At 64.0% G+C, this 23,405-nt stretch carries 24 protein-coding genes; 20 read left to right on the forward strand and 4 right to left on the reverse strand.

Translation table 11 applies throughout. The features are described 5' to 3' along the window. The first annotated feature begins 4 nt into the window (after window positions 1-4). The 5 genes from Q362_RS0102185 to Q362_RS24690 all read left to right on the forward strand — a co-directional run bounded on the left by Q362_RS0102185 (window position 5) and on the right by Q362_RS24690 (window position 4,423). A complete protein-coding gene (locus tag Q362_RS0102185) occupies window positions 5-1,432 on the forward strand; it encodes a sigma-54-dependent transcriptional regulator (RefSeq protein ID WP_028317331.1) in 1,428 nt (475 codons plus the stop codon). Further along, the gene (locus Q362_RS0102190) at window positions 1,432-1,830 is read left to right on the forward strand and encodes a YkgJ family cysteine cluster protein (protein WP_028317332.1); all 399 of its coding nucleotides are present in this window, start codon (window positions 1,432-1,434) and stop codon (window positions 1,828-1,830) included. Before Q362_RS0102185 ends, Q362_RS0102190 begins: the two co-directional genes overlap by 1 nt. Window positions 1,831-2,232: 402 nt before the next feature. After that, window positions 2,233-2,604, forward strand: a complete 372-nt coding sequence (locus Q362_RS0102195) for a response regulator (protein WP_028317333.1) — start codon at window positions 2,233-2,235, stop codon at window positions 2,602-2,604. Between the two features lie 167 nt (window positions 2,605-2,771). Next, window positions 2,772-4,010: a sulfite exporter TauE/SafE family protein gene (locus Q362_RS24685; protein WP_028317334.1), complete on the forward strand. Its 1,239-nt coding sequence runs from the start codon at window positions 2,772-2,774 to the stop codon at window positions 4,008-4,010. A 23-nt stretch (window positions 4,011-4,033) separates the two neighbouring features. Beyond that, window positions 4,034-4,423: a sulfite exporter TauE/SafE family protein gene (locus tag Q362_RS24690; RefSeq protein ID WP_028317335.1), complete on the forward strand. Its 390-nt coding sequence runs from the start codon at window positions 4,034-4,036 to the stop codon at window positions 4,421-4,423. 240 nt (window positions 4,424-4,663) lie between these two features. On the opposite strand, the gene Q362_RS0102210 is transcribed toward Q362_RS24690, so the two are convergent. Together Q362_RS0102210 and Q362_RS0102215 are read right to left on the reverse strand one after the other, a co-directional pair. After that, window positions 4,664-5,536, reverse strand: a complete 873-nt coding sequence (locus tag Q362_RS0102210) for a DUF2156 domain-containing protein (protein WP_035215313.1) — start codon at window positions 5,534-5,536, stop codon at window positions 4,664-4,666. A gap of 117 nt (window positions 5,537-5,653) precedes the next feature. Further along, window positions 5,654-5,995: a hypothetical protein gene (locus tag Q362_RS0102215; protein WP_028317337.1), complete on the reverse strand. Its 342-nt coding sequence runs from the start codon at window positions 5,993-5,995 to the stop codon at window positions 5,654-5,656. 304 nt (window positions 5,996-6,299) lie between these two features. Between Q362_RS0102215 and Q362_RS0102220 the strand changes: the two genes are divergently transcribed. The 9 genes from Q362_RS0102220 (at window position 6,300) to Q362_RS0102260 (ending at window position 14,618) form a co-directional block, all read left to right on the forward strand. Further along, window positions 6,300-6,485, forward strand: coding sequence for a ferredoxin family protein (locus Q362_RS0102220; protein ID WP_028317338.1), 186 nt, complete (start codon window positions 6,300-6,302; stop codon window positions 6,483-6,485). 93 nt (window positions 6,486-6,578) lie between these two features. Next, window positions 6,579-7,016: a hypothetical protein gene (locus Q362_RS0102225; protein ID WP_028317339.1), complete on the forward strand. Its 438-nt coding sequence runs from the start codon at window positions 6,579-6,581 to the stop codon at window positions 7,014-7,016. After that, window positions 7,003-8,127 carry an alanine racemase gene (alr, locus tag Q362_RS0102230; RefSeq protein WP_028317340.1) on the forward strand — a complete coding sequence of 375 codons (1,125 nt, stop codon included), beginning with the start codon at window positions 7,003-7,005 and terminating at the stop codon, window positions 8,125-8,127. Before Q362_RS0102225 ends, alr begins: the two co-directional genes overlap by 14 nt. A gap of 35 nt (window positions 8,128-8,162) precedes the next feature. Continuing rightward, on the forward strand, window positions 8,163-9,812 hold the full coding sequence (gene argS, locus Q362_RS0102235; protein WP_028317341.1) for an arginine--tRNA ligase: 1,650 nt from the start codon (window positions 8,163-8,165) through the stop codon (window positions 9,810-9,812). A 141-nt stretch (window positions 9,813-9,953) separates the two neighbouring features. Continuing rightward, a complete protein-coding gene (locus Q362_RS0102240; protein WP_028317342.1) occupies window positions 9,954-10,232 on the forward strand; it encodes a hypothetical protein in 279 nt (92 codons plus the stop codon). A gap of 81 nt (window positions 10,233-10,313) precedes the next feature. Next, window positions 10,314-10,808 carry a hypothetical protein gene (locus Q362_RS0102245; protein ID WP_028317343.1) on the forward strand — a complete coding sequence of 165 codons (495 nt, stop codon included), beginning with the start codon at window positions 10,314-10,316 and terminating at the stop codon, window positions 10,806-10,808. Window positions 10,809-10,844: 36 nt separating this feature from the next. After that, entirely contained in the window at window positions 10,845-11,345 is a 501-nt protein-coding gene (locus tag Q362_RS0102250; protein ID WP_051553511.1) for an N-acetyltransferase, read from the forward strand. Window positions 11,346-11,402: 57 nt separating this feature from the next. Then, window positions 11,403-13,958, forward strand: a complete 2,556-nt coding sequence (secA, locus tag Q362_RS0102255; RefSeq protein ID WP_028317345.1) for a preprotein translocase subunit SecA — start codon at window positions 11,403-11,405, stop codon at window positions 13,956-13,958. Window positions 13,959-14,204: 246 nt separating this feature from the next. After that, window positions 14,205-14,618, forward strand: a complete 414-nt coding sequence (locus Q362_RS0102260; protein ID WP_028317346.1) for a hypothetical protein — start codon at window positions 14,205-14,207, stop codon at window positions 14,616-14,618. 13 nt (window positions 14,619-14,631) lie between these two features. Here Q362_RS0102260 and Q362_RS0102265 read toward each other — a convergent pair whose 3' ends face one another. Both Q362_RS0102265 and cls read right to left on the reverse strand, forming a co-directional pair. Continuing rightward, window positions 14,632-15,351, reverse strand: coding sequence for a metallophosphoesterase family protein (locus Q362_RS0102265; protein ID WP_028317347.1), 720 nt, complete (start codon window positions 15,349-15,351; stop codon window positions 14,632-14,634). A 71-nt stretch (window positions 15,352-15,422) separates the two neighbouring features. Next, a complete protein-coding gene (cls, locus tag Q362_RS0102270) occupies window positions 15,423-16,883 on the reverse strand; it encodes a cardiolipin synthase (protein WP_028317348.1) in 1,461 nt (486 codons plus the stop codon). A 279-nt stretch (window positions 16,884-17,162) separates the two neighbouring features. On the opposite strand from cls, the gene argJ reads away from it, so the two are divergent. The 6 genes from argJ to Q362_RS24175 all read left to right on the forward strand — a co-directional run bounded on the left by argJ (window position 17,163) and on the right by Q362_RS24175 (window position 23,383). After that, window positions 17,163-18,347 carry a bifunctional glutamate N-acetyltransferase/amino-acid acetyltransferase ArgJ gene (argJ, locus tag Q362_RS0102275; protein WP_028317349.1) on the forward strand — a complete coding sequence of 395 codons (1,185 nt, stop codon included), beginning with the start codon at window positions 17,163-17,165 and terminating at the stop codon, window positions 18,345-18,347. Between the two features lie 9 nt (window positions 18,348-18,356). Next, complete coding sequence (locus Q362_RS21905; RefSeq protein WP_051553514.1) at window positions 18,357-19,913, forward strand: CYTH and CHAD domain-containing protein; 1,557 nt, start codon at window positions 18,357-18,359, stop codon at window positions 19,911-19,913. Beyond that, entirely contained in the window at window positions 19,910-20,653 is a 744-nt protein-coding gene (locus tag Q362_RS0102285; RefSeq protein ID WP_028317350.1) for a ParA family protein, read from the forward strand. The genes Q362_RS21905 and Q362_RS0102285 overlap by 4 nt, the downstream gene beginning before the upstream one ends. Beyond that, window positions 20,643-21,149 (forward strand): SixA phosphatase family protein, encoded by a 507-nt coding sequence (locus tag Q362_RS0102290; RefSeq protein WP_245590133.1) that lies wholly within the window; start codon window positions 20,643-20,645, stop codon window positions 21,147-21,149. Before Q362_RS0102285 ends, Q362_RS0102290 begins: the two co-directional genes overlap by 11 nt. A gap of 413 nt (window positions 21,150-21,562) precedes the next feature. Further along, window positions 21,563-22,807 carry a valine--pyruvate transaminase gene (locus Q362_RS0102295; protein WP_028317352.1) on the forward strand — a complete coding sequence of 415 codons (1,245 nt, stop codon included), beginning with the start codon at window positions 21,563-21,565 and terminating at the stop codon, window positions 22,805-22,807. Window positions 22,808-22,936: 129 nt separating this feature from the next. Then, window positions 22,937-23,383, forward strand: a complete 447-nt coding sequence (locus Q362_RS24175; protein ID WP_028317353.1) for a DUF4177 domain-containing protein — start codon at window positions 22,937-22,939, stop codon at window positions 23,381-23,383. The last annotated feature ends 22 nt before the right edge of the window (window positions 23,384-23,405 follow it).

The raw sequence follows: 23,405 nt of genomic DNA on the forward strand, positions 1-23,405 counted from the left end.
ACCAATGAGCACGAACGAGCATCCCCGCATCCTGGTTGTCGACGACGAGCGCGACATGCTCACGTTTCTGACCAAGATGCTGACCAGGAAAGGCGGCTACGAGGTGGTTCCGGCCCTTTCCGCCGAGGAAGCCCTGGAGAAGATGGAGGCCGAACCGCCTGCAGCCGTCCTCACCGACATCAGGATGCCGGGCATGGGCGGCCTGGCCTTTCTTCAGCGGATCCGCACGCTCGATCCGGCGGTGACCACCGTGCTCATGACCGGTCACGGCACCATCGAGATGGCGGTGCAGGCGCTCAAGGACGGGGCCTATGACTTTGTCGAAAAGCCCTTCGACAACGACCGTATCCTCCGCACCGTCGGCCGGGCCGTGGAGCGGACCCGGCTGATGCGGGAGAATGCCCAGTTGCAGGACCGGCTCGCCGGTCAGGAGCACGACCACGGCTTTGTCGGTCGTTCGCGGCGATTGCAGCAGACCCTTGAATTGCTGCGCCGGGTGGCCCGGAGCAACGTCACCGTGCTCATCCGCGGCGAATCGGGTACCGGCAAGGAACTGGCGGCCAGGGCGCTGCACGCCCTCTCGCCCCGGGTCGGCCGGCCGATGATCACCGTCAACTGTCCGGCCCTGCCCGAGCACATCCTGGAGAGCGAGCTGTTCGGCTACCGCAAGGGGGCCTTCACCGGCGCGGATCGCGATAAAACAGGGCTGTTCGTCGAGGCCGACGGCTCCACCATCCTGCTCGACGAGATCGCCGACATCCCGGTGAGCGTGCAGACCAAGCTGCTGCGGGTTTTGCAGGAGAAGGAGGTGCAGCCCCTGGGGCAGAACCGGACCTTCAGCGTCGATGTCCGGGTGATCGCCTCCACCAACCAGGACCTGGAGGCCAAGATCCGGCGGGGCGAGTTCCGGGAGGATCTCTTCTACCGCCTCAAGGTGATGACCGTGACCATGCCCGGCCTGGCGGACATGGCCGGCGACATCCCCCTCCTGGCCCAGCATTTCCTCGACCGCTACAGCCGCGAGCACGGCCGCGAGCAACTGGAATTCTCTGCCGAGGCGCTCCAGGCGCTGATGCAGCATCCCTGGCCCGGCAACGTCCGCGAGCTGCAGAACACCATCAACCGGGCCGTGCTCCTGTGCGGCTGCACGGTGATCGAGGCGGCCGATCTCTGGGACGAGGCGGAACAATGTCCGCAACCGCCGGATGGCACGCGTCTCCTGGAAACCATGGATGCCGCCTCCTTCGATCAGCTTCCCTATCAGCAGGCGAAAAACGCGTTGCTGCACCGGTTCAACGCCGCCTACCTCGCCCAGGCCCTCCGATCGTCCGGCGGCAACGTCACGGCGGCGGCCCGCGCCTGCGGCATGGAGCGGCAGGCCTTCCAGCGTCTGCTTCGCCGGCACGACATCGACTCGAGGACCTTCCGCTGATGGAACCGCAACCGGCTCCCTACACCCTGGCGCGCAACAAATCCTACTGCAACTTCTGCCCCGGCTACTGCTGCTACCGGCTGCCCGGCGCCACCCTGTACCTCGACGCGCTGGACATCAACCGCCTCGCCCGCCACTTCGGCATCAGCGACGGCACCTTCCGCCGCCGCTATCTGGAAAACAAGAACACGTTCCGGACCAGGGCGGACGGCTCCTGCCCCCTCCTGGCCACGGACCGCATGTGCAAGCGCTGCACCGTGCACGAGGCCCGGCCCCGACAGTGCCGCGAATTCCCCTACGACAAACCCTGCCCCTACCTGGAAAACCCCGGCCTGCTGGAACTCATCCAGCCGCGGGTCGAACGCAGCCTCGCCGGGAAAAGCGACGACCACCGCTGAGCCTGCGTTTCTTCCTTTACACGAACGGCTGTCAGCCGTGTTTTGCGTCCCCTCGGGTGCATCTTTTTTGTTCCCCTGCAACATATATGTTGCGTCTCTGCGCGACCGGGAACGAATATATTTCCGGTTCATTCAGGTTCTGTTCGAAAAAATATATATTAATTTTAAATTATTGTGAATTGTGCCGGTATCGGCCTCCTGCTGGCATCCGATGTGCTAGAAGCTGATACGGAGTGCGTACGCCATCGCCGTCCTTCTTCGGCAACCGAAACCGCAGGTGCACGGATGCCGGGGCACGACGGACCGCCGCCCCGTGACCTCTGCGCCCGCCGCGGCCACGGGAGGGCACGGACGAGGGGCGGTGAGATCGATCAAGCCGCAATGTGGTGCAAGGAGAACAACATGGCAGAAATTCTCGCCCTGGACGATGTCCTCGATGCCACCGTGCTCGTGGGCAAGATCCTTAAGAAAAAAGGACATGTGGTCCATACCTTCACCGAAGAGGACGAGGCGATCGCGTTTGCCCGCCACCATCCCATCGATTTGGCCATTCTTGATATCAAGTTGAAAAAAATGAGCGGTATCGAGGTGTTGGCCATTTTGAAAGAGGAGCATCCTACAATGAGGACCATCATCCTCACCGGGTATCCGACCGTGGAAACCGCCCGCGAGGCCATCAGCCTGGGAGCGGACGAATACTGCGTCAAGCCGATCGATCGGATCGAACTGGAAGAGAAGGTGGAAAAGGTGCTGGCGGCGGGATCGGGGGACTGATGCCCTCGGGCCGCGCTACCGCCCCGGTGGTGATCATGCCGTTGCCGGAGGGGGCGGCGGCGCTGCGGCCGGGAGGACGGACAGTGGGTTGTATGGGAGTATAAACCGCCGGCGCCGGTCGAGGCGTTCGGACGGATCGCATGAACAACAAACAAGGGAGATTGAGTATGAACATGAGAAAAGGCGTCGTCCCATGGCTATTTGCGGCAATGGTGATGCTGGTGGGAAGCAATGTGGCCGCTGTGGAAGGGGAGGGCCAACCGGCGGTCCAGCAGGCTCCCGCCCCGGCGGGCGTGACGATCACCATCGACAAAACCGAACTCAACAACGGCGGCACGATCAAGGTCAGCGGCCAGGCCCCGGCCGGAAAGCCGGTTTTTCTCGAAGTCTGGGCGGCGGACCACAGCGTGCGTGCCAACCGGTTTGACAGCGAGGTCGACAAGGAGACCGGCAAGCGCCCCTATATCTTCTACATCACCGAAGAGATGCCGGCCTACTACAAGATCTTCGCGCCGAAGGATATGCAGGCCAAGATCGACGCGGCCAAGAAGCAGGGAAGGAAATGGAGCTATTCCGCAGTGCTGAAGGATCTGGGCGCGGAAGGTGCCTACACCGTTCCGGCCAAGACCAAGATCGATCACTTCCAGTCCACCCTGATGGCCAGCATCGTCGGCAGCCGCGGCGACCTGCTGCCGGCCATGGACGACAAGGAGAACCGCAAACGCTCCATGCAACTGGTCAAGGCCCGTTTCCGGAGCGTTGACAAGGTGTTTGCCGCCGATGTCGACGTCAAGCCCGACGGTTCCTACACCGCCGACATCAAGATCCGCGAGGGTCTGTCCCCCGGCAAGTACAAGATCGTCGCCGCAGTGGACAAGGCGACCAAGAGCGAGGCCGCGACCTTTGAAAACAAGATCGCCTTTCCCCTGGTGTACCTGGATAACGCCGGCACCAGCCTCAACATCTTCTATCCCTTTCTGCTGACCCTGGTTGTGGCCATATTCGGCGTGCTCATGGGCGCGGGCGGCGGCTTCATCATGAACCCGCTGCTGCTGACCCTGTTCCCGGCCTTGCCCCACACCATCGTCGCCGGTACGGTCACCCCGACGGTGCTCTTCTCGCAGGGCAGCGGCATTTTCAATTACTCGAAGATCAAATTCATCAACTGGAAGCTGGGATGCAGCATCGGCGTTGCCATGCTCCTGGGCGGGTTCATTGGCCCGAAACTGACCGAGATGATCACCCTGGACCAGTTCAAATTCGCCTTCGGCTGGATTCTGCTTGTCCTGGCCGCGCTGATGCTCTGGCAGACAATGCCCGCCTACCTGGCGAAGAACAAGAAGGAACAGGCCATTCTCAAGGAGTTCAAGAAGCGGGCTGAAGAAGCGGCCAAGGGCAAAAATTAAGGATCTTTCGAGGAGAATCGATCATGAAAATAGAATTCTGGGGACAGGAATTTAAGGTAAACATGGTGATCGGCTGCATCGGTGGTTTTCTGATCGCCGTCATGTCGTCGATGTTCGGCTTCGGCGGCGGTCCGTTCATGGTGCCGCTGATGACCGTGGCCCTGCGTCTGCCCATGTATCTGGTGGTCGGCAGCTCACTGTTGGCCATCTTCTTCAATACATCGATCAGCACCATGCGCCATTATCAGTTCGGCAACTTCGACCTCTATTTCTTCCTGGCCATGTTCCCGGCGGCCATTCTCGGCGGCTATATCGCGCCGCAGATCGCCAAGCGGGTCAGCCCCCTGGTGGTCAAGCGGGTTGCCTGCGTGGGCTTGGTGCTGTTGGCCCTGAATCTGCTGGGCGTGTACTGATACCCTCCGGCAGGGTGCACTGCCTTACCTGAAGCATCCCTCCTTCCCGCGAAGAAGGCCGCACGGCCGTCTTTACGGGAAGGAGGCCTCCCTCCTCTCGGTCGGTGTCTGTGGTCAGACAACGATCACCTGTTTTTTCCGAGTTTTTTTCCGTGCATGGTTCGGGTGCGCCCGGTTCCGACAGCCGGTCCTGCCGGCAGCGTTCGGTGGCGGCTACGGCAGGCTGGTTGCGGTTCGCGATCAGCGAGACAAGGAGCCGTTGGCCTGCACCCTGAACTTCTCGACAAAACCGGCAGGCATGTAGCTCATTTTGGCCTGGCGCAGTCCCGGATCGCCCAGGTCCTGCTCCCGGTTGATGGTGACGTATTCTTCGGGGAGAACAGCGGCAAAGGATTGATTGATGAATTGATACAGTCCCTTGTAGCCGGGAACCGCTTTTTCGAAATGGATGGCGTAACTGGTGCCCCCGGCCAGTTCCTCGCCGAGGACGAAGGCCACCGGCCGCGATTCGACATAGTAGATGCCGCCGCAGAGTTGCAGCGGCTCCATCAGTTCGATGGCTTCCCGCGCCGCTTCGTAGTCGCCGGGGGCATCCGTACCCAGCCGCCAGTCTTCGAGTACGCGCAGGGCATCGTCCCGCAGCTCCGTGCGCAACGGCTTGGCGGCAAAGCTGTGCGAGCGGGTGAAGGCCTTGATGAGATTACGTTTTTTGTGATAGTTGCGGCCGCCCAGGAGGGCCAGGTCGCGGCGGCGGTACAGGTAGTCGAAATTGTTGCGGTCTTCCTCGACCCGGTAGCCTTGCTCGGCAAGGAGCCGCGCCTGGGGCGCGGAGGCGCACTTGAGCATGCCGTGGTCCCGGAGAAGGGTGTCGAGCAGGGACGTAGCCGGCAGGGTGAAGGGGAGCATGAAGAAGGGGGTGGCGCCATCCCGGCCGAGGAAGGCGATGGTGCCGTCGTCCAGCCTGGTCACCGTATACTGATGGGCGGCGCGGAACAGGTACAGATCGGCGAAGGTGAATTCGGAAATGCCCTCGCGCAGCTCCCGGAACAGGGGATGCAGCAGGGGGCGGAGCTCTAAGGTCAGGGGGGAGGAGCGGGGATAATCAGGAAGCATGGCTGACGGGACACTGGGCAACGAAAAGGGGGCGGGTGGCGCGTACGGTCAAAACGGTTCGGCGCGGCGGCCGTAGGCGGCCGAAACAGCGTGTGCGTGGCCTGCTTGCCGAACGGGTCAGCACCCCAGAACTTTGGCGCTGATCAACGCCATGGTGGCCTGATCCGGTTCCGGCTTCTTCCAGCTGATGAACTGCTTGACCACCCGCCGGAAATCGCCGTGGTCGTCCTTGCATTGGTCGCAGATGGACTGGGCGTTGTCCCGGTACATGATGATCTTGCTGGCCGGGTCGCCGGACGGGCTGATGGCCGCCATTTTCCGGCAGCCGCAGTCGAGGCGGACCACCGCCACCCCCACGGCGTCCGGGCTGCCTTCAAGAATGCCTTCGATCATCGCCTGTTCCCCCCTCTCGGAGGATGGGGCGGCGCTGCTCCGGCGTGTGTGCTGTTTCTGGGCCATGACAAGGAAACCTCGGGTTGAATGGGATGGACCGCATTCTTTGTACCTTTGTTTCCCGCTCCTGCAAACCAAAAAAAACGGACCGGCGGCGATACCGTTCATCGCCGTCGCGCCTTCGGCTGGCGACCGGGTGGCCGCTGCCCGGAAGTGGGGGGAATGCTCCGGTTCGCCAATGTCTTTTCGCTTGACAAACCATAGCCCGTCTTTTAAAGAAAATTGATTTTGCGTCTTGTATTTCCTTGGAGTCGAGGTCGCAATTAGCATCGTTACCAGGCCCTTAATTCTTTTTTGTGGAGGTTGTGCCATGTGGGAAATCGTTGTAGATAAAGACAAATGTTCCGGTGATGAAGAGTGCGTAAACGCTTGCCCCGCTCAGGTTTTCGAGATGCAGGGTGGCAAGGCCGAGCCCGTGCACTCCGACGAGTGCCTCGGATGCGAGACCTGCGTTGAGGTGTGCCCGGAAAGCGCCATCACCGTCACCGAGATCTGATCGTACCGGTCCATTGGGCCGATCAACAAGCCCATCCCTTGCCGGGGATGGGCTTATCTTGTTTCTGGGGCAGGGCAATTCTGGAGAGGAGCAATGGCACCCCTGGCGAAACCCGGCGTCTCGCGCGCGGTTCACCTGTTTACCGCGCCCTTGTTATGGACCGCTGTCGGCGGCCTGCTCATGGCGCGCGGCTGGAGTTGGCTCGATCCGGGGCGGGGCCGGTTGCTGTTTCTTGCCGCCGGTCTGCTCGGTACCCTGAAATCGCTGTTCGTTCTTGACCGGATCGCCCGGCGTTCCCTGGAGCGCATCGTCCGTTTTCAGGATAACACCTGCCTGGGGGCCGTCTATTCGTGGCGGACCTGGTTGCTGGTGTTCTTGATGATGCTGGCTGGCATCGTCCTGCGCAGCGTCACGCAACCGGGGCCGTGCATCGGCATCCTCTACGGCGCCGTCGGTTGGTCCTTGTGTCTGTCCAGCCGGTTGGGCTGGCGCGAATGGTACCATCGGGTACATCACCATGAAATCGCTTAATCGAGTCGAGATCAGCCGTTCCGCGCTGATCCATAATTTTGAGATCTGTCGGCAGCGGGCCGACGGGGCGGTCCTCATGCCGCTGGTCAAGGCCGACGGCTACGGGCATGGCATGATCGAATGCGCCCGCATCTTTGCCGAGCAGGGGGCGGCGGCCTTCGGCGTGGCCGAGGCCGTCGAGGGCGTGCGCCTGCGCGAGGCCGGCATCACCCAGCCGGTGCTGGTCCTGGTCGGGGTGGTGCCGCAGACCCTGCCGGACATCGTTGCCGCCCGCCTGACGCCGGTGGTGACCGATGCCTCGATCCTGCCCGAACTGTCCCGCCTGGCGGGCGCAAAGGGCATCGAGATCGGCGTGCATCTCAAGCTGGATGCGGGCATGGGCCGCCAGGGCGTCCTGCCGGCCGGTTTTGTCGATCTGGTGCAGGCGGTGCACGGGTCGGCCCATCTGCGCCTCGACGGGGTCATGGCGCACCTGCCCCTGGCCGATGACCGCCAATCGGCCAATTCTGATGAAGTGCTGCGCACCTTTCTGAAGACGACCGCCGCGCTGGCCGATTGCGGCCACGGCACATGCTGCCTCCATCTTGCCAACTCCGGCGGATTATTTTATGTTGCCGGCGCCCGGCTCGACATGGTGCGGCCGGGCATCGCCCTGTACGGCTACTATCCGGACGGCGCTGCCGGTGCCGCCGCCGCGTCGTCCCCGCGCCTGCGGCCGGCCATGCGCTACCTCACCCATATTATCCAGGTGCGGCATGTGCCGGCGGGCAGCGGCCTGGGCTATGCGCATCTGTTCACCACCGTCCGGCCCTCGACGATTGCCGTGCTGCCGGTGGGCTATGCCAACGGCTATCTGCGCACCCTCACCAACAGGGCCGAGGTGCTGGTCGGCGGCCGCCGCGCGCCGGTGGTCGGCCGGATTTCGATGAACCTGACCTTGGTCGACGTCACCGATCTGCCCGAACCCAAGGTGGGCGATGAGGTCGTGCTCCTGGGCCGGCAGGGGCAGGAGGAGATCGGCGCCGACGAGATCGCCGGCTGGATGGACACCATCAGCTACGAGGTGCTGTGCCTGTTCGGGCAACTGAACCCGCGGGTCATGGTCGATTAGGGCGGCAACCGCCTCTGGGAGAAGAGACAACAGTCATGATCAAGTCACAGATAAAAGCCATGGTCGAGCGCTGCTTCGCCGAAGGCGTGCGGCAGGGCCTGTGGAGCGGCGCCGCCGAGGGCCGGTACAGCATCGAGGTGCCCAAGCGCGAGGGACAGGGGGATTTTTCCACCAACTTCGCCATGGTGGCCGCCGGCATCGACAAGCGCAAACCCCGCGATCTGGCCGCGCCCATGGCGGAACTGCTCGGCCGCGAGCCGATGATCGCCCAGGTGGAGATCGCCGGACCCGGCTTCATCAACCTCTTGCTCGACAAGGCGATCTGGGCCACGGTGCTGGCGCCGATCTACGCCGGGGACGAACAATTCGGCCGCTCCGATGCCGGCGCCGGCCGCCGGGTGCTGGTGGAGTTCGTCAGCGCCAATCCCACCGGCCCGCTGAGCGTCGGCCACGGCCGCAACGCCGTGCTCGGCGACGCCATTGCCCGGGTGCTGGAAGCGGGCGGCTACGCGGTCCAGCGGGAATACTACTTCAACGACGCCGGCCGGCAGATGCGCGTGCTCGGCGAGTCGACCAGGGCCCGCTACCTGGAGCTGCTCGGCCTGCCCAACACCTTTCCCGAGGACGGCTACCAGGGCGACTACATCTACGACATCGCCCGGTCGATGATCGCCGATGCCGGCGACGGCTTCAAAGAGGCCGAGGTGGCGGTGTTCAAGGATCGCGCCCAGAAGGCCATCTTCGCCGACATCGATGCCACCCTCAAGCGGATCGGCATCGGCTTCGACACCTATTTCAACGAGCACACCCTCTACGAGGACGGCCGGATCTATGAAGTGGTCGATGCCCTGCGCGCCAAGGGGCTGGTGTACGAAAAGGAAGGCGCCACCTGGTTCAAGACCACCGAGATGGGGCAGGAGCAGGACCGGGTGATCATCAAGAGCAGCGGCGAACCCACCTACCGACTGCCGGACATCGCCTACCACTGCGACAAGTTCAAGCGCGGCTACGACTGGATGGTCAACGTGTTCGGCTCCGACCACATCGCCACCGTGCCCGACGTGCTCGCCGGAGTCCGGGCGCTCGGTTACGACGATTCCCGCATCACCGTGGTGCTCTACCAGTTCGTCACCCTGCTGCGCGACGGCAGGCAGGTGAAGATGTCGACCCGCAAGGCCACCTTTGTCACCGTGGACGAACTGGTGGACGAGGTCGGGCCCGACGCCCTGCGCTTTTTCTTCCTCATGCGCAAGCCGGACAGCTTGATCGAGTTCGACCTCGATCTCGCCAAAAAGCAGAGCCAGGAAAACCCGGTCTATTACGTCCAGTATGCCCACGCCCGCCTGTGCAGCATCGAGAAAATGGCGGCGGAACAGGGCGGCGCGGCCGATCTGGCGGCGCAGACGCTGGCGCGCCTGGTCGAACCCGAGGAGCATGCCCTGCTCAAGGCCCTGGCCGATTATCCGGCCATGGTGGCCGGGGCCGCGGCCGATCTGGCCCCCCATCGGGTGATTTTTTACCTGATGGACCTGGCCGCGCATTTCCACGGATTCTACAACAAGCACAAGGTGCTGACCGGCGACCGCGAACTGACGGCGGCCCGCTTGGCCCTGTGCGGCGGCCTGCGGCGGGTCTTCCGCAACGGTCTGCATCTGGTCGGGTTGACGGCGCCGGAGAGCATGTGACCATGATGGCTGCGGGCATGTTTTTTTTGCGTGCCGCACTTGCTTTTCCCGGCGAATTCCTTACACATTACCCCGTGCGCCCGTGCGTGGCGGTCGGCAGCGGAGCACGGTCCGAGTTCGCCGGGTCCATCCCGGGAAGCCGTGGGACTGTTTAGGCAAAACGTCCGGCCGCCGGCCGAGGCCAGGCCCAAGCCCTTTCGCATCGAGCTCGGCTGGCGCGGCATGTTCGGCCTGGTGGTGGTCTGTTTTTGTCTTTTTTTGTGGATGTTCCTGCTCGGTGTCTGGGCGGGACAAACCATTCTCCTGCCACCCCGGCCCGTGCAAGCGGTGCCGGGGGCCGAATCGCCCCAACCGCTGCCGTCCGGACCCGTGGAAGAGGACGGTTTCCGGAAACGGCAGCAACGAACCCCGGCGCCCTAGCCGCCCCATGCCGTCATGTCGTCGTCAGCAATGAACAACAGAAGAAACCGCCGCAGCCCGCGACGGGCGCGGATTTCTCCGGTGTCGGCGCTGCGCGGGGCCATCGGTCGGCATCTCAGAAAGCATCTGGTGATCTATGTACCGGCTGCGGCGCCGTTGATTTTTGTGCTGCTGGCCCATGGCATCACCGTGGCGACCCTGGTTTTGATCAGGTCCGGGGTGCTGCCGCAGGGCCTGGGACTGCATAAAACCCTGGTGACCTGGGGGGTGTACGGATTCCTGCCCCTGCTGCTCTGCTCCTACGGCTGTTTTTTTGCCGTGGCCCGGCCGGTGACCGGGCTGCTGACGCGGAGGTATCCCGAATGGCCGCCGGCCGGGCTGACCGTGGTATCCGGCGCCGCCTACGGCGCGGCCGTTGCCCTGGTCCTGCTGCTGCTGCTCGCACCCGGCTCGACGCTCCGGGTGTTCTTCCTGCTGCTCATCGGCATGGCGACCGGTCTGGGCAACTGGTGGCTGTACCGCGCCCTGACGGTCGCACCCCCACAAACGGCTCAACCGCCTCGAGCCGGCCTGTAACCGGTCGTCCGGCATACCCGAGAAGAGGGAGGACGTATGGCGTCTGTACAGCGGCGTGACACGAAAGCGGGCAGGATCCGTCCCGCCCGCATGGGCGATGTCCGGGCCATCCATGCCCTGCTCACCACCTTTGCCAACAAGGGCCTGATGCTGCCCCGTTCGATCAGCTCCCTCTACGACCATCTGCGCGATTTCATCGTCTACGAGGAAGACGGGACCGTGTACGGGATCTGCGCCCTGCACATCTGCTGGGACGATCTGGCGGAGATCCGCTCGCTGGCGGTGGCCGAGGAACGGCAGAAACGCGGCATCGGCGCCCTGCTGGTCGAATCCTGCCTGGACGAGGCCAGGAGCCTTTCGATCGACCGGGTGTTCGTGCTCACCTACCAGGCCCCTTTTTTCCGCAAGTTCGGCTTTGTCGACCGGGACAAGCAGGACCTGCCGCACAAGATCTGGAGCGACTGCATCCATTGCGCCAAATTTCCCGACTGCGACGAGGATGCCCTGATCCGCACCGGCCTGGCCGGCCGGTCGTGACCGGGGCCCGGCCGCCGGTCATTTTTCAACAATCAAACCCTTATTGGGGGAACCGTAATGGTTGGACAGGTACTTGCCAAGATATTCGGCAGCAAGAACGACAGGATGATCAAGCAATACCGCAAGATCGTCAAGAAGATCAACGAGCTGGAACCCTCGGTCGAGCCGCTTTCAGACGCCGAGCTGGCCGCCAAGACGGTCGAGTTCAAGGAGCGGATCGCCCAGGGCGAGACCCTGGACCAGTTGCTGCCCGAAGCCTTTGCCGTGGTCCGCGAGGCGGCCAAACGGGTGCTCGGCGAGCGCCATTACGATGTCCAGCTGCTCGGCGGCATCGTTTTGCATGAAGGCAAGATCGCCGAGATGAAGACCGGCGAGGGCAAGACCCTGACCTCGACCGCGCCGGTCTACCTCAACGCCCTGGCCGGCCAGGGCGTGCACGTGGTCACGGTCAACGATTACCTGGCCCGCCGCGACGTCCAGTGGATGGGCGAGGTCTACCGCTTCCTCGGCCTGACCACCGGCTGCATCCTCCACGAGTTGAACGACGAGCAGCGGCGCGAGGCCTATGGAGCCGACATCACCTACGGCACCAACAACGAGTTCGGCTTCGATTATCTCCGCGACAACATGAAGTTCTCGCTGAAGGATTTCTGCCAGCGCGGCTTTGCCTACGCCATTGTCGACGAGGTCGACTCCATCCTCATCGACGAGGCCCGGACCCCGCTGATCATTTCCGGCCCGGCGGACATGTCGACCGACCTCTATCTCAAGGTCGACCGGATCATGCGCCATTTCAAGGCCGACGAGCACTACACCAAGGAGGAAAAATCCCGGCAGATCATGCTCACCGACGAGGGCGTGGTGCTGGCCGAGCAGCTCCTGGAAGTCGACAACCTCTACGATCCGCGCAACATCAACTACCTGCACCATGTCAACCAGTCGCTCAAGGCGCACTTCATGTTCAAGCGCGATGTCGACTACATCGTCAAGAACGGCGCCGTGATCATCGTCGACGAGTTCACCGGCCGCACCATGGAGGGCCGCCGCTACTCCGACGGGCTCCACCAGGCCCTGGAGGCCAAGGAAGGCGTGAAGGTCGAGCGGGAGAACCAGACGCTGGCCTCGATCACCTTCCAGAACTATTTCCGCATGTACAAGAAGCTGGCGGGCATGACCGGCACCGCCGACACCGAGGCACCCGAATTCAAGAAGATCTACAACCTCGACGTGGTGGTCATTCCCACCCACCAGAAGATGATCCGCAAGGATTACGCCGACGTCATCTACAAGAACCAGGCCGCGAAATACCGCAACATCGTTAGGGAAATCAAGGAACTGCACGAGAAGGGCCAGCCGATCCTGGTGGGCACGATCTCCATCGACGTCTCCGAGAAGATCGCCAAGATGCTTGCCAAGGAGAACATCCCGCACGAGGTCCTCAACGCCAAGCAGCACGAGCGCGAGGCCGAGATCGTCGCCGAGGCCGGGCAGAAGGGCCGGGTGACCATCGCCACCAACATGGCCGGCCGCGGTACCGACATCAAGCTCGGCGAAGGCGTGCGCGAGCTGGGCGGGCTGCACATCCTCGGCACCGGCCGCCACGAGAGCCGCCGCATCGACAACCAGTTGCGCGGCCGTTCCGGCCGCCAGGGCGATCCGGGCACGTCCCGCTTCTATCTTTCGCTCGAGGACGACCTCCTGCGCATTTTCGGCTCCGACCGGCTGCGGTCGATCATGGACAAGCTGGGCATGGAGGAGGACGAGCCCATCGAGCACTCGATGGTGAGCCGGGCCATCGAGAACGCCCAGCGCAAGGTGGAAGGGCACAACTTCGACATCCGCAAGCACCTGCTCGAGTACGACGACGTCATGAACAAGCAGCGCGAGGTCATCTACAGCCAGCGGCGCGAGGTGCTCGAAGGCGACGACATCCAGCCGATCATCACCGACATGATCGCCGAGCTGGTCGACCAGGTGGTGGCGGATTGCGCCCCGGCGAAAATGTCGGCCGAGGAGTGGGATTGGTCCGCCATCGGGGAACGGGTGGGCCAGGCCTTCGACCTGCAGCTCGATTGGCCGGAGGAGGAACGGAACGAACTCGACTCCGCCGCCTTTGCCGAGAAGCTGCGGCAGGCCGTGGACGAGGCCTATGCCCTCCAGGAAGCCCGCAACGGCGTGGAGCAGATGCGCCAGCTCGAACGGATGGTGCTGCTGCAGATGGTCGATACCCTGTGGAAGGAGCATCTCCTCCACATGGATCATCTCAAGGAGGGCATCGGCCTGCGGGGCTACGGCCAGAAGAATCCGCTCAACGAGTACAAGCGGGAGAGTTTCAATTTGTTCCGCAATCTGATCGGCGCGATCAAGCTGCACACCATCGCCAACCTGATGCGCATCCAGCTGGTCCAGGAGGACGAGTTGGCCCGGCTGGAGGAAGAGCGACGGCAGCAACGCGAGCGGGAACTGGCCGAGGCCAAGCGCTCCAGTGCCGAGGATGCCGCCGAGGCCAAACACCACCCCATCCAGCGGGTCGAGGACAAGATCGGCCGCAACGCGCCCTGTCCTTGCGGCTCCGGGAAAAAATACAAGAAATGCTGCGGCGCGAACGTCTGAGGCGTCGCTGCTGCCCTGGTCTTCCGGCCGTCAGCCCCGCGTTGGGTTGACGGCCTTTTGCATTTCGCGCCGGCACGGCCCCACAGCGGCGGGCGGCCTGGTCGTTTTTTTTTTGCCGTTGCCTCGGCCAAGCGGTGCGGTACTATCGAACAACAGCGGGCTCCAAGGCTGACCGGAACGGTCCGCGGACAATACAAGCCCTGCCGGTGCCCGCGGCCGGCAGACATCAAAGCGGGAGAACAAACAATGAACGAAGTGACAGCAGCGATCGAGGCGTTCGTCGATACCTGGGCGGAGAGCCCGGACGGCAACAAACAGGGGTTCCTCCGGCTGCACGGGGTGCTCGCCGGCATGGGAGATGCGGTGGTTCTCAGCTTTCATCCCCGGCCGGGGGTGACCTCTTCGCTCCGCGCCGCGGTGCCGGGACACGGTCGGTCGCTTTTCGTCATGGTCGACGTGATCGAGGACCAGCCGCGCTGGCTGTCGGTCTGTTTCTTTGCCGACATGATCACCGATCCCGAGGAACGGGGAGCGTTCGTCCCCGGTGGCTTGCAGGGCGAGGACGCCGTGTGCTTCGATCTCGACGCCTGCACCGAGGAGGCCCTGGCCTACGTCATGCTGCGACTGGAGGAGGCCTGCCGCGCGGCCGGCGGCAGGTAACCGGGGCGGTACCTCATTCGACGCGCTTGCTGCCGGTCCGGAACATCTCGCCGTAGATGGGCGGCAGTTGATGGTCGCAGATCGCCCTGACCACGGCCTCGACGTCGTAGGGACAGCGGTGCAGGTCGACCTCGATCCGGCCGTTGTCCAGGCGGAGGATGGCGAAGGAGGCATCGGGCCGGCCGTCCATCATCCGCCCCACCGAGCCGGGATTGATGAAGTGGACGCCGCCCGCCCGCCGGTGGTAGGGCGAATGGGAGTGGCCGGTGAGCACCACCTCGCAGGAGGTCTCCCTGGCCAGTTCCTTGAAGCGCTTGTCCGGCGTGTCGGCGGACAGAAACTCCTCGTGGTCGGCCGGACTGCCGTGGAACAGGCCGATGAAGGCCTGGCCGAGACGCAGGATTTTCTTTTTTTTCAATTCCAGAAGATAGCTTTGGTTCTCAGCCGTGAGCGCCGCCGCGGTCCTGGTGTACATGATGCGTTTTTCCGGCTTGGACGGCTTTTTGAACGATTTGCCCTTGAGCAGCTTGATCACCCGGTCGTCGGTGTTGCCCCGGATGGAAAAGGCCTGGTGGCGGCGCAGCCAGTCGAGGGTCTCGTTGGGAAAGGGCGCGTAGACCAGGGAGTCGCCGCAGTTGAGGATGTGGGCGCAGTCGAACGGGGCCGCCGCCTGGCTGACGGCGGCAAGCGCCGGATAGTTGCCGTGGATGTCGCTGATGACGAGGATGTTCATGGTCGATGGTCACGCATGGTGTGGCTGGCCGGGGCGCATGGGGCCATGGCTCCGAATTTCCCCGCTGCGGGCTACAGCAGCGGCCCCAGGAGCAGGGCGACGTTTTCCAGGAATCTTTGCCGGTAGGGACGGGCCGCGAAGGCGGCGGCATCGTGCTCGCGGGCCTGTGCGAGGTAGCGGTGTTGCAGGCCCCTGACCCGGTCGGTGAAGTCGTGGTCGTAGATCACCAGGGTCATCTCGAAATTGAGCCAGAAGCTGCGCATGTCGAGGTTGACCGATCCCAGCAGGCAGAAATTGTTGTCCACGGTGATGCTTTTGGTATGCAGCAGGCCGCCGTGGAAGGCCATGATCCGCACCCCGGCCTGGCTCAGGGCGTCGAACCGGGCCCGGCTGGCGTAGTGGACCAGACGGGAATCGTTTTTCTCCGGGATGATGATGGTGACAGCGACCCCCCGCTGGGCCGCGGACCGCAGCGCCGCCAAAATGGCGTTGTCCGGCACGAAATAGGGCGTGGTGAGGATCAGTTCCAGCCGGGCGGCGTAAATGGCGGTGAGCAGAAGGTTGTGGATGGTGTCCTCGCCGTAGCCGGGGCCGGAGGGAGCCAGTTGCACCAGGGCCTCGCCGGCCGGCGCCACCGGGCGGATGCCGGTGATGCCCCGGTACTTGGTCGGGCTTTGCCCGTGCTCCAGCAGCCAGTCGAAGAGAAAGGTCGCCGCCAACAACTCCACCACCGGGCCGGTGATCCGCACCATGGCATCCACCCATTCACCCAGGCCGTCCTCCTGTTTGAAAAAGCGCGGGTCCACCAGGTTCTGGCTGCCGGTATAGGCGATTTCGCCGTCAATCACCGCGATTTTGCGGTGGTTGCGCAGGTCGATCCGCACGAACAGCGCCCGGATGAGGCCCGCCGGCAGGGCCGCCACCACCTCGACGCCGCCCTTGCGCAACCGTTTGGCCGCGTGGCTGCGCAGAAACCGCTTGGCGCCGATGGCGTCGAGCAGGACCCGGCAGGCGACCCCCCGCTGCCGCGCCGCCAGCAGGGCCTTGATCAGCTCGTCCATGCGGCCGTCCTCGTCGAGAATGTAGAATTCGAGAAAGCAACTGGAGCGGGCCCGGTGGATATCGTCGAGCAGGAGGGAGAAGAAGCGGTCGGCAGTGTCGATCAGCTCGAGCCGGTTGCCGGGCATGGTCGGCATGCCGGTGGTGGTCAGGATCTGCAGATCCAGCGGCTGGCACGCGGGATTGATCCCCTGCCAGTCGATGGCCGGGATGTCCCGCAGGGCGCCGGACCATTCCCTGAGGACCGGCCGGTCCTTGGCCAGCCGGCCGGCCCTCCGCTCGCCCAGGCGGTATTCGCCGAGGAGCAGATAGATCAGGGCCCCGCCGAACGGGATCATGAGGATGACCGCCAGCCAGGCAAAGGAAACGCTGGGCGCCCGCTTGCGCATGATCACCCGCAGGGAGAAACCGATGCGAATGGCCAGGTCGGCGTGCAGCAGCACGCTGGTCAGCCCCCAGGTCAGGGATTCCATCGTGACGACACGGGGCGCGGGCGGTCAGCAGCTGCCGGCCTGAAGAGCCAGGGGCCGGCTGCAGGGAAAGGAAGGGGAAAGTGCAACGGTCTACTCACGTCCAGGAACAGCGGGATACCGGAATTCGGTCCCCGAATGGGGGTAAAGTGGCATCAATCCCGATAACGGTCAAGGAAAATTACCGCGGCCCCGCCATGTTCACGTTTTCCTTTTCCGGGCTATCTGGTAGAGTGATTTGAACGATTTTTCGGATAACTTCATTTGAAAACAGGATGTTTCATGCAGGTGAAAGGTTTTTCGGCGGCAGCGGTGCAGGCCGGCATCCGGTATGCCGGGCGGCTTGATCTGGGATTGATTTTCTCGCAGACTCCGGCGGTGACCGCCGGGGCCTTCACCACCAACAAGGTCAAGGCGGCGCCGGTACAACTCGACATGGAGCGCCTGCGCTCGGGCCTGGCCCAGGCGGTGCTGGTGAACAGCGGCAACGCCAACGCCTGCACCGGCAGGGAAGGCATGGACCTGGCCCTGGCCACCGGTGCCCTGGCCGCCGGCGAACTGGGGATTGATCCGGCGCTGGTGCAGGTGGCCTCGACCGGGGTGATCGGGCAGCAGTTGCGGCTCGATCCGTTCGCCCAGGCCATGCCGGGCTTGGTGGCCGGCCTCTCGCCCGACGGCTTCGACCAGCTCGCCCGGGCGATCATGACCACCGACCTGGTCCCCAAGATGGCCACGGCCACGGTCGACATCGGCGGGGTCGAGGTGTCGATCCTCGGGGTGGCCAAGGGCTCGGGGATGATCATGCCGGACATGGCCACCATGCTCTGCTTCGTGGTCACCGATGCCCAGATCGTTTTCCCGGTGCTCAACCGGCTGGTCAAGTCCGGCGTCGAGCAGACCTTCAACCGGATCACCGTGGATGGCGACACCTCCACCAACGACACGGTGCTGGTCATGGCCAACGGTGCCGCCGGCAATCCCTGGATCGACGAGGAGAATCCGCAGGCGGCCGCCCTGTTCGGCGCGGCCCTCCAGGGCGTGTTCAAGCAGTTGGCCCTTGAGATCGTGGCCGACGGCGAGGGCGCCACCAAGCTGGTCACCGTCAGGGTAGCCGGTGCCCGCGACGAGAGCGAAGCCTTGAGCGCGGCCCAGACCATCGCCAATTCGGCCCTGGTCAAGACCGCCTTTTTCGGCGAGGACGCCAACTGGGGCCGGATCATCGCCGCCCTGGGCCGGTCGGAATGCACCTTCGATCCCCAGCGGGTCGGCATCAGTTTCGACGCGGTTGCCCTGGTGGAAAACGGCATGGTCCTGGGTGCGGATCAGGAGGCGGCGGCCACCGAGGTCCTCAGGCAGCCCCGGTTCACGGTCACGGTGCAGTTGGGCGAGGGCCTTGCCGAGGCCGAAGTGTACACCTGCGATTTCTCCTACGACTACGTCAAGATCAACGCCGATTACCGGAGTTAAGGGGGCGCAATGACGGTCCACCCCGGCGCAGACACCTGGCTGTTGCCCGATTCCCTGTCGGTCGAGGGGCTGCTTGCCGCCCTGGCCGCCGAGTTCGGGCTGGAGTCTGCACCGGAGTACGGGGCCACGGTGGTCTATGCCGACTCCTTCGACTGGCGGCTCTATCAGCAGGGGTGCCTGCTCCACAGCCATGGCACCTGCTGGACCCTGTACCATGGCGACAGCGGCGAGGTGACCGTGCAACAGGGGGGACCGGAGTTGCAGGCCTCCTGCCGTGCCCGCGATTTTCCGCCGGGGGGATTGCGGGAGTTGCTGGAGCCGGTGCTGGGCATCCGCTGCCTGCTGCCGTTGGCCACAGTCCACTTGAGTGGCCGGCAGGTGCGCCTGCTCAACAAGGACGACAAGACCGTGGCCCGGATCGTGGTCGAATCCCAGCAGCCCGCGGGCAGTGAGCGGCCCCATCGTCTGGTCCGGTTGTTCGGTGTTCGCGGCTATGGCCGGGACCAGGAGAACGTCCGCCGTATTCTCGCCGAGGCCGGTGTGGCCGAGGTCGCCTCGCCCCTGATCGGCTTCACGGAAGGATGCCGGGCCATGGGGCGCAGTCCCCTGGATTACAGCCCGAAATTCGCGCTCGAACTCGACGGCGGCGAAACCGCCCGCGAGGCCATGGCCCGCATCTACCTGACCCTGCTGGACACGATCAACCGCAACATACCCGGCGTGCTCGCCGATTATGATCCCGAATTTCTCCACGACCTCCGGGTCGCGGTCCGCCGCACCCGCTCCGGCCTGAGTCTGGTGAAACAGGTCCTGCCCGGTCCGGTTTCGGACCGGTTCAGCCGGGTATTCAGCCGTTTGGGCGCCTTCACCGGCCCCACCCGCGATCTCGATGTCTATCTGCTGGCACAGGAATCCTGTCTTGGACGCCTGCCTCCTTCCCTGCGGCCGGGGTTGCAGGAGTTTTTCGCCGGGATGGCCCGCAGGCGGCAGATCGAGCAGAAGAAACTGGTGCGCGCCCTCCGGGCCAAAAAGACCAGGGCCGCCCTCAACGCCTGGCAGCAGACCCTCAAGCGCCGCGACCGGCAACCGGCGCCCCTGGCCGGCATGCCGGTGCGGGATCTGGCCGGCCGGATCGTCCTGAAACGGTTCAAGCGGGTTGTGCGTGACGGTCATGCCCTGGACGCAGCCACGCCCGATGCCGAGGTGCACCGCCTGCGCATCCAGTGCAAGAAACTGCGCTACGCCATGGAATTCTTCGGCTCCCTCTACCCCAGGCATGAGTTGCAGACCCTGGTCCGGCATTTGAAGCAGTTGCAGGACATCCTCGGCAACTTCAACGATCTTTCGGTGCAGCAGGAGATGCTTCGTCTGACCCTGAAAACCCTCCCCGCCGGGTCGCGGCGTACTCTCGACCAGGCGGCGGCGCTCGGCGGCCTGCTGCAGAGCCTGTTTCAGGAACAGCAGGAGTTGCGCGCCCATTTCACCGAGGCGTTCGCCCAATTCGGCGACGAGGAGACCACGGCACTGTTCCACGAACTCTTCGGGAAACGACAGGAGTCTGCATGAGCGTCATCGCGGTCTACAATATCAAGGGCGGAGTGGGCAAGACGGCCACCTCGGTCAATCTGGCCTATTTTTCGGCGCAGCACCACGGCAAGACCCTGCTGCTGGATATGGACCCGCAGGGGTCGGCCTCCTTTTATTTCCGGATCCGTCCGCCGAAAAAGTTCGGAGCGAAAAAGCTGCTCAAGGGCGGCCGCCACATCGAGGAGAATATCAAGGGCACCGATTATCCGGGACTCGACATGCTGCCCGCCGACTTCTCCTACCGCAACATCGACCTGGCCCTGGACGAGTGCAGGAAATCGCACAAGCGGTTGAGCAAGGTACTGGCCCCCCTGCAGGAGGAGTACGACCGGATCATTCTCGATTGTCCGCCGAACCTGACCCTGCTGTCGGAGAATATTTTCTACGCCGCCGATTGCATCCTGGCGCCGGTGATTCCCACCACGTTGTCCCTGCTGTCGCTGGAGCAACTGTTCGCCTTTCTCGACGAGATCGGCCAGGATCCCGACAAGGTGGTGCTCTTTTTTTCCATGGTGGAAAAACGCAAGAAGATGCATGCCGAGATGATGCGGTCCCTGCGGGAGCGGAACCGGGTGTTGCAGACCGTCATTCCGTACTCGGCGGACATCGAACGGATGGGCGTCTACCGGCAGCCGGTGGCGGCGGCCCTTCCCGCATCGGCCGCGGCCGCCGCCTATGAGAGTTTGTGGCATGAAATCAGGGATCTTCTTGCAATCTGACGCGATCCGGTTGCTGATCTGCCGGCACGCCAAATCGAGTTGGCAGGACGCCAGCCTGAGCGATTTCGACCGCCCCCTGAACAAACGCGGCGAGCGCGATGCCCCGGAAATGGGCCGCCGCCTGGCGCACCAAGGTATCCGGCCAGACCTGATCATGACCAGCCCGGCGGCGCGCGCCCTGGCCACCGCCCTCCATTACGCCCGTCAACTCGGGATACCGCCGGAGCAGGTGCAGCGCAATCCGGCGCAATATGCGGCTTCGGTGCCGGAATTGATTCGGTTGGTGCGCACGGTCGGTCCCGGCGTGCCCACCCTCATGCTGGTCGGCCACAATCCGGAAAGCACTGACCTGGCCAACGAACTGGGCGGCTTGCGGATCGACAACATCCCGACCGGCGGCATCGTGGCCCTGGCGTTCTCCGGACGTTCGTGGACAGACTTGGCGGTGGGCGCCGGTACGCTCCTGTTCTTCGATTATCCCAAGAAACAGGAGTGAAGGTTTGGGCGGACGGAACGGAACCGGCATGCCGGGCACGGGGGCGAGATGAAGTCGCCAGGCACGGGAAGGATGCCGAATTGCGTGGCCTGCCGTCATTATTTCATTACCTATGAGCCCCGGCAGCCCCATGGATGCCGGGCCTACGGCTTCAAGAGCCGGGACGTGCCGTCGCGGGTGGTCCTGACGACTTCCGGCGTGCCCTGCCGTCTCTTTGCACCTCGGGCGGCGTCCTGACGGACGGCATGGCCCGGAGCCGTTGCCCATCAACATCTCTGCTGGTTTTTTCTTTCGAAGCTGGTACAATTTCCGATTCCCGGTCACGGTCACATCCCCGGTTCTTTCCGGCAGCGGCGGAACGCCGGCATATGGGCAAAGGAAACCGTCTCGCGCACATAAGGAGTTGTCGCCACGTGAAACTGTCGGTATTCGGTGAAAAATTTTCGGCAGGCGCCGGGATTCTCTCTCTGATGGACGATCTCGGCAATGCCCTGGCGGAAGGCGGGAAGATTATGATGGGCGGCGGCAACCCCGGCCACATCCCCGAGATCCAGGCGGTGATGGCCGCTCGTCTGCGTGCGCTCAGCGAGGATGGGAACCTGCTGCGGCGCCTGATCGGCATCTACGATCCGCCCCGGGGAGAACGCGACTTTCTGCGGAACCTGGCGGCCCTGCTGCGCCGGGAATACGGCTGGGAGCTGACCGAGGAGAACATCTGCCTGACCAACGGCAGCCAGGGCGCGTTTTTCCTGCTGTTCAACATCCTGGCCGGAGTCATGGCCGACGGCGGCCGGCGCAGGATTCTCCTGCCCATGGCGCCGGAATACATCGGCTATGCCGACCTCGGCCTGGTGGACGATTTTTTTGTCTCGGTGCGGCCCCGGATCGAGACGATGGCTGCCGACCTGTTCAAGTACCGGGTCGACTTCGGGCAGATCGCCATCACCGACGAAATCGGGGCCATCTGCGTGTCCCGGCCGACCAACCCCACCGGCAATGTGCTCACCAACGACGAGATCGCCGGCTTGAGCCGCCTGGCCCGGGAAAACGGCATCCCCCTGATCATCGACAGCGCCTACGGCCTGCCCTTTCCGGGGATGGTTTATACCGACGCCACCCCGGTCTGGCAGGAGGGGATGGTGCTGTGCCTGTCGCTGTCCAAGTTCGGCCTACCCGCCGTCCGCACCGGCATCGTTGTCGCCGATCCGGGCCTGATCCGCCTGCTGTCGGGGGCAAACGCGGTGGTCAACCTGGCGCCCGGCAGTTTCGGGGCCATGCTGGCCAACGATATCGTCCGTTCCGGCGAGATTATCCGCTTGAGCCGGGAGGTCGTCCAGCCCTTCTACCGGCGCAGGATGGAACGGGCCCTGGCCTGTATCCGGGACTGTTTTGATGGGCTCGCCTACAGGGTACATGTCCCGGAGGGCGCGTTTTTCCTGTGGCTGTGGTTTCCCGGTCTGCCGATTACCGGCCGCGGGTTGTATGAGCGGTTGAAACGGCGGGGCGTGGTGGTGGTGCCCGGCGATTCCTTTTTTCCGGGGCTGCCGCCGGGCTGGCGCCATGTCGACGAGTGCGTGCGGATCACTTATGCCCAGGACGAAGACGAGGTCCGCCGGGGTATCGAAATCATTGCCGAGGAACTTCGGAGCATAGGTTGATTATTCCGGGGGAAGGGGCTGGCTGCCCGCAATGCCCGGTACGAGTTGAAACGAACGTCACAACAACGCCGAAAGCCGGCCACTCCGGTGGGGGAGGCGGCGGCTGGCGGCGGAGAAAAGGAGAACGCAATGCAGTGGCAGTACCGCACCATTCTTTTTGAATTCACCAAGGATGGCCTGCTGGGCGACAAGTATGTCGATGACGAGGAGATGGAAAAGACCCTCAATCAGATGGGCGGGCAGGGCTGGGAGCTGATCAACGTGACGCTTCTCCAGGACGGCGTGCTGGCCTTTCTGAAGAAGCCGGTCCGACAGGAGCGGGAAATCGAGGTGCCGGTGCCTGTCCCTGCCGCGTCACCGGTGCCGACCCCGGTGGCGCCGGTGATCAGGTCGCGCCATGCGGCGACCGCCCCGAGGCTTCCCGACCCCGATCCGATCCGGGAGCCGTTTCCCCAACCGGAACCCGCATTTGAGCCGGAACCGGAACGGGAACCGATTCGCGTCGCCGAACGGCCGCGGAAAACCGGGGCGCAGAACGACGAGTCGGATTTCATCGGCGGCATCAGAATCTCCTGATGCCCATGGACGCATACCGCCC

The organism is Desulfobulbus elongatus DSM 2908, assembly GCF_000621145.1.
Lineage (GTDB): Bacteria > Desulfobacterota > Desulfobulbia > Desulfobulbales > Desulfobulbaceae > Desulfobulbus > Desulfobulbus elongatus.